Origin of the sequence: Streptomyces griseorubiginosus (assembly GCF_017614965.1) — a bacterium.
In the GTDB taxonomy this organism is placed as follows: Bacteria; Actinomycetota; Actinomycetes; order Streptomycetales; family Streptomycetaceae; genus Streptomyces; species Streptomyces griseorubiginosus_B.
Window position 1 is genome coordinate 20,285 of record NZ_WVUG01000091.1, and the last position, 9,234, is coordinate 29,518.

Below are 9,234 nucleotides of genomic sequence, written 5' to 3' on the forward strand. Positions count from 1 at the left end.
GCTCACACATGGAAATTCGGTGGAATCCCCTCCGTCGCCGCGGTGAACTGGTCCGCGTGCTGATCGACGAGACACTCGTACGCCGTCTGCTCACCGCCCAGTTCCCGCAATGGGCCCACCTCCCCGTCGCACCGGTGCAGCAGTCCGGCATGGACAACGCGACCTTCCGGCTCGGCGACGACCTCTCCGTACGACTGCCCCGCTACGCCCACTGGGCCGGACAGGTCGACCGCGAGCACCGCTGGCTGCCACGCCTGGCACCGCAGCTGCCGCTGCCCGTCTCCCAGCCCCTCGCCAAGGGCGCACCGGGCGAGGGCTACCCGTATCCCTGGTCGGTCTACCGCTGGCTGGACGGCACGACCGCGACCCCGGAAGCCGTCGACGACCCGATCGGCGCCGCCCACGACCTCGCCGGATTCCTCACCGCGCTCCAGGCCGCCGACGCCACCGGCGGACCCGGCCCCGAGCGGAGCAACGCCTTCCGGGGAGTGCCCCTGGGCGACCGCAGCGACTCCATCGCGGCGGAGGCCCGCGTCCGCCCCAGGATCGAGGCGCTGCGGAACACGGGCCTCGTCGACGCGGACGCGGTCACCGAGGTGTGGGAGGCGGCCCTCGCCGCACCCCCCTGGCACAAGCCGCCGGTGTGGATCCACGGCGACCTCGACGCCGGGAACATCCTGATGAACGACGGCAGGCTCAGCGCCGTCATCGACTTCGGCACGCTGGCGGTGGCCGACCCCGCGGTCGACCTGGTGCCCGCGTGGAAGTTCCTGCCCGCCCCGGCCCGGGACGCCTTCCGCGAGGCGGTCGGCGCCGACGACGCGACCTGGGCACGCGGCCGCGGCTGGGCCCTCGCGGGATCCCTCCCGGTCCCCGACGACCCCTACTTCCGGGACCACCCGGCCCGCATCACGGCGGCCGTCCACCATCTGGAGCAGATCATCGCCGACCACCGGCGCGACGCCGGCCGACGCCGGGCGTCAGTGGCGCCGTAGCCGCCGCAGCCCCAGGAACGCCAGGACGGCCAGCCCGAGCGCCGCCGCCCCGGCCGCCGCCCGCTTGGCCACCGGCACCCCGGCCGTGCGGAGCAGGTCGAGGGGTTCGTTCTCCGCCGCCTCCGCCACCGCTCCCGCCGGCTCCTCGACCTCCGCCGGGGCGGCGGGCCCGGTGATCTTCTCCGACAGGCACTGGGCGAACTGGCCGACGAGCCGGTCACCCACCTCCGCCAGCACCCCACGCCCGAACTGCGCCGGCCGCCCGGTCACCGTCAGGTCGGTGCGCACCGACACGGCCGTGCCGCCGTCCCGTTCGCTCAGCGTGCCGGTCACGGTCGCGCGGGCGGTGCCCTGACCACGGGTCTCCCGGCCGCCGGCGATCAGCACCATGCGATGCGCCGCCTCGTCCTGCTCCTCGAAGACGGCGGTGCCCTTGTAGGTCACCGTGATCGGACCGACCTTCACCTTCACCGCCCCGGTGACGGTCTTGCCGTCGTACTCCTCGACGGTCGCCCCCGGCATACAGGGCGCGACCCGCTCGATGTCGAGGAGCGTCCGCCAGGCGTCGTCGACCGGGACCGGCACGCTGAACTCGTGGTGCAGTTCCATGACTTCCTCCAACGGGCGTTACGTCGACGGATGGATGGCCCCCGCGGTGGCCGCCAGCGGAGCCCCGGTGCCGCCCCAGCGCAGGGCGACGATCTCCGCGGCGACGGACACGGCGACCTCCTCGGGCGTCCGGGCCCCGAGGTCGAGGCCGACCGGTGAGCGCAGCCGGGCCAGCTCGGCCTCCGTGAGCCCGGCGTCGACCAGGCGTTTCATGCGGTCGTCGTGGGTGCGGCGGCTGCCCATCGCGCCGATGTACGCGGCCGGGCGGCGCAGCGCCTCCTCCAGCAGCGGCACGTCGAACTTGGGGTCGTGGGTGAGCACGCAGATCACTGTGCGTTCGTCGGTGTCGGTGCCGCGCAGATAGCGGTGCGGCCAGTCGACGACCACCTCCACGGCTTCGGGGAAGCGCTTGGGCGTGGCGAACACCGGACGGGCGTCACAGACGGTGACCCGGTAGCCGAGGAAGCTGCCGATGCGGGCGACCGCGGCCGCGTAGTCGATCGCACCGAAGACCAGCATGCGCGGGGGCGGCGCGAAGGAGTGCAGGAACACGGTGACGGTGTCCTCGCGGCGTTCGCCGTGCGGGCCGTAGTGACGCAACCCCGTGGCGCCGAGGGCGAGTTCACCGCGCGCGTCGGCGGTGACGGCCACGTCGAGACCGGTCGAGCCCAGCGTGCCGGCAACCTCGTCCGGCCAGACGGCGAGCGTCGCGCCGACGGTGGCGGGCCCGTCCGTCACCGTCGCCAGGGTCACCGGACGGCCCGCCTCGACGGACTCGGCGACGGCCGCGAAGGCCGGGTCGGTCTCCCGCGTCACCGGCCGGACCAGCAGGGTGATCTCGCCGCCGCAGGTCAGCCCGACGGCGAACGCGTCCTCGTCGCTGTACCCGAACGTCTCGAGGCGTGCCTCGCCGCTCTCCACGACCTCCTTGGCCAGCTCGAACACCGCGCCCTCGACACAGCCCCCGGACACACTGCCCACGACCTCGTCACCCGGCCCGACCGCCATGGCGGCGCCGGGATCGCGGGGCGCGCTGCGGCTGACGGCGACGACCGTGGCGAGCCCGAAGGGGACCCGCGCCGCGTACCACTCGCTGAGTGTCGGCAGGATCTCACGCACGGTCCGCTCCTTCCCTCGGGGCCCGCTCGGCCCCTCGTACCACCGCCGCGAGTCGCTCCAGGGCGGCCAGGCTGTGCCCCTCGACGAACGCGTCCACGCTCGGCAGCGCCGCCGCCATGCCCGCCGCGAGCGGCGCGTAACCGGGCCGCGCCTTGCGGGGGTTGGCCCACACCACCCGGTGCGCCAGCCGGTGCAGCCGGCGCATCTGGGCGCCCAGCAGCTCCGGGTCGCCCCGCTCCCACCCGTCGGACAGCAGCACCACGACCGCGCCGCGCGCCATGCCCCGCTGCCCCCAGCGGTCGAGGAACTCCCGCAGCAGCTCCCCGAGCCGGGTACCCCCGCGCCAGTCGGGCACCGTCTCGGCGAGCGCGGTCATCGCCAGGTCGGGGTCGCGGTGGGACAGCTCGCGCGTCACCCGGGTCAGCCGCGTACCGATGGTGAAGACCTCCGTGCGGCTGTATCGGGCGGCCGCGTGCGCGAAGCGGAGCAGGGCGTCCGCGTACGGCGCCATCGAACCGCTGACGTCCACGAGCAGCACCACCCGCCGGGGCCGCTCGGCCCTGCTGTGCCGCCGCGGCCGGGCCGGCTCGCCGCCGCGCCGCAGCAGCTCCCGCACCGTGCGGTGGGGATCGACCTCACCGCGCCGGGCGGGCCGTCGCCGCGCGCTGCGCCGCGTCTCGCCGGGCAGGGTGAACGCGGCGAGCAGGCGGCGCAATTGCTCGCGCTCGGCGGCACCCAGCTCGGCGACGTCGCGGTGACGCAGGACCTCGGTGGAGCTGGCGAGGGCCGCGGCGGGCGGGGTGTCCTGGCGCTCGTCGCGCGCGGCGGTGCCGGGTGCGGGACCCTCCCGTACGACCAGCCGCAGCCGGGGCGCGGGAGTGGCGGGCGCGGTCCGCCGGGCGCGCGGAGCCTCACCGAAGTAGGCGGCGAACACCCGCTCGTAACGCTCCAGGTCGTCGTGGCCGCCGCACAGCGTCAGCCGCCCCGCCCAGTACACGTCCGCCCGCATCCCGGGCCGCAGCTCGTCCACCGCGCGCAGGAACGCGTGCACGCGCTCGGCGCTCGCGTCGACACCGGCGGCGCGCAGGGCACGGGCGAAGCCGAGCAGGGCGGCGTCGGCGCCGGGGCGCGCGGGCGCGTCCCGGGGCTGCGGGGCACGGGCCGGCCGACTCTCCGCGTCGCCCGTCACCCGCCCCGCGCCGCCCGAGCCCGTGCCGTCCACGACCCTCACGCCCCCCGGGCCGCGAGCACCGCCGCCAGGTCCAGGCCCCGCGCCCGCTCCGCGTCCTCCCGGTACTTCAGCACCGAGCCCAGCGTCGCCACCGCCAGCTCCGCGTCCACCTCCGTCACGCCCAGGGCGTCCAGGGCCTGCGCCCAGTCGATGGTCTCGGCGACGCCCGGGGGCTTGAGCAGGTCCTGCGAGCGCAGCGCCTGCACCAGGGCGGTCACCTGTTCCGCCAGCCGGGCCGAGACCCCGGGCAACCGCCGCCGCACGATGGCGAGTTCACGGGCGAAGCCGGGGTGGTCGAACCAGTGGTACAGACAGCGCCGCTTGAGCGCGTCGTGCACCTCGCGGGTGCGGTTGGAGGTCAGGACGACCACCGGAGGGACCTCGGCGCGCAGCGTCCCCAGTTCCGGGACGGTCACCGAGAACTCCGACAGCAGCTCGAGCAGGAACGCCTCGAACTCGTCGTCCGCCCGGTCGATCTCGTCCACCAGCAGCACCGACGGATGCGTCTCCAGCGCCTTGAGCAGCGGCCGGGCGACCAGGAAGCGCCGGTCGTACAACTCGCTCTCCAGCCGGTCCGCGTCCCGCACCCCCGCCGCCTCGGCGGCCCGCAGGTGCAGCAGCTGACGGGGGAAGTCCCAGTCGTACAGGGCCTGCGAGGCGTCGATGCCCTCGTGGCACTGCAGCCGGATCAGCGGAGCGTCCAGTGCCTCGGCGAGGGCGGAGGCGAGCGCGGTCTTGCCGACGCCCGCGTCGCCCTCGCAGAAGATCGGCCGGTGCAGCCGCAGGGCCAGGAAACAGGCGAGGGCCAGTCCGTCGTCGACGAGGTACCCCGTCGCCTCCAGACGGGCCCGCACCTGGCCCGGGCCGCTGATCTCACCGATCGCCGTTCACCCCATTCCGGCGGCGGCCAGCACCGCGCGCCGGGTGAGCACGCGGGCCAGATGCTCCCGGTACTCGGGCGAGGCCGCGGTGTCCTGCGCCGGACGAGTGCCCTCCGCCGCCGACTCCACGGCCCGCGTCACCGACCCGGTGTCCCCGGCGCCGGTCAGGGCCGCCTCGGCCGCCGTGGCGCGCAGCGGGGTCGCGCCCATGTTGGTCAGGCCGATGCGGGCCTCGGCGATGTGCCCGTCGTCGCGCCGCACCAGCGCGGCCACGCCGACGGTCGCCCAGGACTGCGCCACCGGATGGAACTTCTCGTAGTGGAAGCCCCAGCCGTCCGCCTTCGGCAGCCGCACCTCCACCAGGAGCTCGTCGGGTTCGAGGGCGGACTGCAGGTAGTCGACGAAGAAGTCGTCGGCCGCGATGGTGCGCCGCCCGCGCGGCCCTTGGGCCACCAGTTCGCCGCCCAGCGCCAGGATCACCGCGGGCAGGTCCCCGGCCGGGTCGGCGTGCGCCAGCGAACCGCCCAGGGTGCCCCGGTGCCGTACGGCCGGGTCCGCGACCGTCGCCGTGGCGGCCGCCAGCAGGCCCGCGTGGCGGCGGACCAGCGGGTCGGTGACCACGTCGTGGTGCGTGGTCATCGCGCCGATGACCAGCGTGTCGCCGTCCTCGCGCACCCCGCGCAGCTCCGGGACGCGGCCCACGTCCACGACCAGCTCGGGGAAGGCCAGCCGCAGCCTCAGCAGCGGCAGCAGGCTCTGCCCGCCGGCCAGCACCTTGGCCTCCTCGCCGGCCTCGGCGAGGGTGCGCACCGCCTCGTCGACGGAGGCCGGACGGGCGTACTCGAACGCCGGAGGAATCATGACCGGGCCTCCCTCACCGCTCGCCAGACCCGTTCGGGCGTACAGGGCATCCGCACGTCGTGCACGCCCAGCGGCCGCAGGGCGTCCACGATCGCGTTGACGACCGCCGGCGTGGACGCGATGGTCCCCGCCTCGCCGACTCCCTTGACGCCCAGGGGATTCGAGGTCGCCGGCGTCTCCGTCCGCTCGGTCACGAACTCGGGCAGGTCCGCCGCCGAGGGCACCAGGTAGTCGGCCATTGTGCCGGTGACCAGGTTGCCCTCCTCGTCGTAGACGGCCTCCTCGAACAGCGCCTGCGCGATGCCCTGCGCGAGTCCTCCGTGCACCTGGCCCTCGACGATCATCGGGTTGACCACCCGGCCGACGTCGTCCACGCAGACGTACGACCTGATCTTCGTCCGCCCGGTCTCCGTGTCGACTTCGACCGCGCAGAGATGGGTGCCGTGCGGGTAGGAGAAGTTGTCCGGGTCGACCAGGTGTTCGGCGTTGATGGTGGGCTCCATGCCGTCCGGCAGGTCGTGCGAGGTGAACGTCTCGAACGCGACCTCCTGGATCGTCTTACGGGCCTCCGGGGAGCCCTTCACGGAGAAGACGCCGTCCGCGAAGTCCAGGTCCTGCTCGCTCGCCTCCAGCAGGTGCGCGGCGATCTTCCGTGCCTTCGCCACCACCTTCTGCGCCGCGTGGTGCACGGCCGCCCCGCCCACGACCAGGGACCGCGAGCCGTAGGTGTCCATGCCCTGCGGCGCGGCCTTGGTGTCGCCGTGCACGACCTCGACGTCCTCGAAGGGCACCCCGAGCACGTCCGCGGCGATCTGGCTCCAGGAGGTGACATGGCCCTGCCCGTGCGGACTGGTGCCGGTCACCACCTCGACCTTGCCGGTGGGCAGCATCCGGATGGTCGCAGCCTCCCAGCCGCCGGCCGCGTACCGCAGATCGCCCAGCACCCGGCTCGGGGCGAGCCCGCACATCTCGGTGTACGTCGAGACGCCGATCCCGAGCCGGACGGTGTCCCCGCGCGCGTTGCGGTCGGCCTGCTCGGCGCGCAGCTTGTCGTACTCGAACAGGGCGATCGCCTTGCCGGTGGCCGCCTCGTAGTTGCCGCTGTCGTACGTCAGACCGGCGATGGTGGTGTACGGGAACTCCTCGTGCCGGATCCAGTTCCGCCTCCGCAACTCCACCGGATCCAGGTCGACTTCGGCCGCCAGCTCGTCCATGATCCGCTCGATGGCGTACGTCGCCTCGGGGCGTCCGGCGCCGCGGTAGGCGTCGGTGGGCGTGCGGGTGGTGAACACGCCGGTGCAGGTGAAGTCGTAGGAGTCCATCTTGTAGATCGCCGGGTACATGAACGCGCCCAGGATCGGGATGCCCGGGGTGACGAGCATCAGGTACGCGCCCATGTCGGTGAGCAGGTCGACCTTGAGGCCGAGGAGCCTGCCGTCGCGCATCGCGGCGATCTCGACGTCCTGGATCATGCCGCGGCCGTGGTGGGTGGCGAGGTAGCCCTCGGAGCGGGACTCCGTCCACTTCACCGGGCGGCCGACGCGCCGCGCCACGGCGAGCGCGATGGCCTCCTCGCCGTACACCTGCAGCTTGGAGCCGAAGCCGCCGCCCACGTCGGGGGCGATCACCCGCAGCTTGTGCTCGGGGATCCCGGTGACGACCGCCATCATGATCCGCAGGATGTGCGGTATCTGCGTGGACGAGTACAGCGTGTACTCGCCGGACGCGGCGAGCGGGGTGACGACGACCGCGCGCGGCTCCATCGCGTTGGGGATCAGCCGCTGGTGGACGTAGCGGCGCTTGACGGTCACCTCGGCGCGCCGCCGCACGGAATCGAAGTCCTCGCCGGTCTTCAGCGGCCAGACGTAGGAGCGGTTGGTGCCCTTGTCGGAGTGGACCAGCGGGGAGCCCTCGGCGAGCGCGGCCTCCAGGTCGAGCACCGGGGGCAGCGGCTCGTAGTCGACCTCGATCGCCTCCAGGGCGTCGGCGGCCGCGTACCGGTCACGGGCCACCACGACCGCCACCGGGTCGCCCGCGTGGCGCACCTCGTCGAGCGCGATCGGCGGGTGGTCGGGCAGCACGATGTCCTCGGTGACGGGCCAGGCGCAGGGCAGGGAGCCGAGTCCGTCCAGGTCGCGTCCGCTGAACGCGGCGACGACGCCCGGGCGTTCGAGGGCGGGGGAGACGTCGACCCGCTCGATGCGGGCGTGTGCCATCGGGCTGCGCAGGATCGCCAGATGGAGCATTCCGTTGACACTGATGTTGTCGGTCCAGTTGGTCTGGCCGGTGATCAGCCGGGCGTCCTCCTTGCGGGGCCGGGCGCGGCCGACCTCGGATGCGACGGCCTGATCGGTCATGCCGTCACCTCCTGACCGGAGGCGGCCATCACGGCCCGCACGATGTTCTGGTATCCGGTGCAGCGGCACAGGTTGCCCTCAAGTGCGTGCCGCACCTCGTCCGAGGAGGGGTGGGGGTTCTCCCGCAGCAGGTCGCGGGCCGCCATCAGCATGCCCGGGGTGCAGTAGCCGCACTGCAGCCCGTGCTTCTCGTGGAACGCCTTCTGCAACGCGGTCAACTCGCCGTCGCCGGCCAGCCCCTGGACGGTGGTGACCTCGCCGCCGTCCGCCTGCACCGCGAGGACCGAGCAGCTCTTCACGCTCACGCCGTCCAGGTCCACCGTGCAGGCCCCGCAGTTGGAGGTGTCGCAGCCGATCGGGGTGCCGGTCAGGCCCAGTCGGTCACGCAGGTAGTGGACCAGGAGGAGACGGGGTTCCACCTCGTCCTGGTACGTCGTGCCGTCCACTTTCACCGAGATACGGGTCATCTGCCCTCCCAGAGACGGGGCGTGATGCAGGTCACTCTAGGACCGCCGGGGGAAGGGGGCGAGAGCTGTGCCCGGGTTCGTTGAGTGTTAATCCATTGCTGTCGGCGGCGGCCGTCTGCTGCACTTCACGGGTATCTGTCACCGCACGTCCCAGGAGCAGCAATGCGCGCACCGCTCATGTCCACCCAGGAAGGAACGGCCCCCTCGTCGAAGGACATGACGCTTCGTGCACCTGCTCAACCTCGGAATTCTCGCCCATGTCGACGCCGGTAAGACCAGCCTGACCGAACGGCTGCTGCACTCGGTCGGAGTGACCGACGAGATCGGCAGCGTCGACGCCGGCAACACCCGGACCGACACCCTCGCGCTCGAACGGCAGCGCGGTATCACCATCAAGTCCGCCGTCGTCTCGTTCCCGATCGACGACGTCACGGTCAACCTCATCGACACACCCGGTCACCCCGACTTCATCGCCGAGGTGGAACGCGTCCTCGGCGTGCTCGACGGCGCCGTCCTCGTCGTCTCCGCGGTGGAGGGCGTCCAGGCCCAGACCCGTGTCCTGATGCGGACCCTGCAACGGCTGCGCATCCCGACCCTGCTGTTCGTCAACAAGATCGACCGCCGCGGGGCACGCTACGGCGGCGTGCTGCGCGCGATCGCGGAGCGACTGACGCCGGCGATCGTGCCGATGGGGAGGGTCGAGGGACTCGGGGC

At 73.3% G+C, this 9,234-nt stretch carries 9 protein-coding genes; 2 read left to right on the top strand and 7 right to left on the bottom strand.

The genetic code is table 11. The features are described from left to right. Positions 1 to 56 precede the first annotated feature (56 nt). Entirely contained in the window at positions 57 to 995 is a 939-nt protein-coding gene (locus tag GRC12_RS18885; protein ID WP_308286577.1) for an aminoglycoside phosphotransferase family protein, read from the top strand. Here GRC12_RS18885 and GRC12_RS18890 read toward each other — a convergent pair. Genes GRC12_RS18890 through GRC12_RS18920 form a run of 7 tightly spaced genes read right to left on the bottom strand, consistent with a single transcriptional unit; the run spans position 981 to position 8,520 of the window. After that, the gene (locus GRC12_RS18890; RefSeq protein ID WP_208780483.1) at positions 981 to 1,604 is read right to left on the bottom strand and encodes an SRPBCC family protein; all 624 of its coding nucleotides are present in this window, start codon (positions 1,602 to 1,604) and stop codon (positions 981 to 983) included. The genes GRC12_RS18885 and GRC12_RS18890 overlap by 15 nt on opposite strands. Before the next feature lie 18 nt (positions 1,605 to 1,622). Next, positions 1,623 to 2,723, bottom strand: coding sequence for an XdhC family protein (locus tag GRC12_RS18895; protein ID WP_208780484.1), 1,101 nt, complete (start codon positions 2,721 to 2,723; stop codon positions 1,623 to 1,625). Next, complete coding sequence (locus tag GRC12_RS18900; protein ID WP_439959895.1) at positions 2,716 to 3,954, bottom strand: vWA domain-containing protein; 1,239 nt, start codon at positions 3,952 to 3,954, stop codon at positions 2,716 to 2,718. Before GRC12_RS18900 ends, GRC12_RS18895 begins: the two co-directional genes overlap by 8 nt. After that, the gene (locus GRC12_RS18905) at positions 3,951 to 4,808 is read right to left on the bottom strand and encodes an AAA family ATPase (RefSeq protein WP_208780485.1); all 858 of its coding nucleotides are present in this window, start codon (positions 4,806 to 4,808) and stop codon (positions 3,951 to 3,953) included. Before GRC12_RS18905 ends, GRC12_RS18900 begins: the two co-directional genes overlap by 4 nt. Before the next feature lie 33 nt (positions 4,809 to 4,841). After that, positions 4,842 to 5,696, bottom strand: a complete 855-nt coding sequence (locus GRC12_RS18910; RefSeq protein WP_208780486.1) for an FAD binding domain-containing protein — start codon at positions 5,694 to 5,696, stop codon at positions 4,842 to 4,844. Beyond that, on the bottom strand, positions 5,693 to 8,053 hold the full coding sequence (locus GRC12_RS18915) for a xanthine dehydrogenase family protein molybdopterin-binding subunit (protein ID WP_208780487.1): 2,361 nt from the start codon (positions 8,051 to 8,053) through the stop codon (positions 5,693 to 5,695). Before GRC12_RS18915 ends, GRC12_RS18910 begins: the two co-directional genes overlap by 4 nt. Continuing rightward, complete coding sequence (locus tag GRC12_RS18920) at positions 8,050 to 8,520, bottom strand: (2Fe-2S)-binding protein (RefSeq protein ID WP_208780488.1); 471 nt, start codon at positions 8,518 to 8,520, stop codon at positions 8,050 to 8,052. Before GRC12_RS18920 ends, GRC12_RS18915 begins: the two co-directional genes overlap by 4 nt. A 226-nt stretch (positions 8,521 to 8,746) precedes the next feature. On the opposite strand from GRC12_RS18920, the gene GRC12_RS18925 reads away from it, so the two are divergent. Continuing rightward, the coding region (locus tag GRC12_RS18925; RefSeq protein WP_208780489.1) for a GTP-binding protein at positions 8,747 to 9,234 on the top strand (488 nt) is incomplete at its 3' end.

Bases quoted from the DNA above. Each gene is read 5' to 3' on its own strand.
- GRC12_RS18890 (WP_208780483.1), bottom strand. From the start codon at position 1,604: ATGGAACTGCACCACGAGTTCAGCGTGCCGGTCCCGGTCGACGACGCC.
- GRC12_RS18910 (WP_208780486.1), bottom strand. From the start codon at position 5,696: ATGATTCCTCCGGCGTTCGAGTACGCCCGTCCGGCCTCCGTCGACGAG.
- GRC12_RS18915 (WP_208780487.1), bottom strand. From the start codon at position 8,053: ATGACCGATCAGGCCGTCGCATCCGAGGTCGGCCGCGCCCGGCCCCGC.
- GRC12_RS18920 (WP_208780488.1), bottom strand. From the start codon at position 8,520: ATGACCCGTATCTCGGTGAAAGTGGACGGCACGACGTACCAGGACGAG.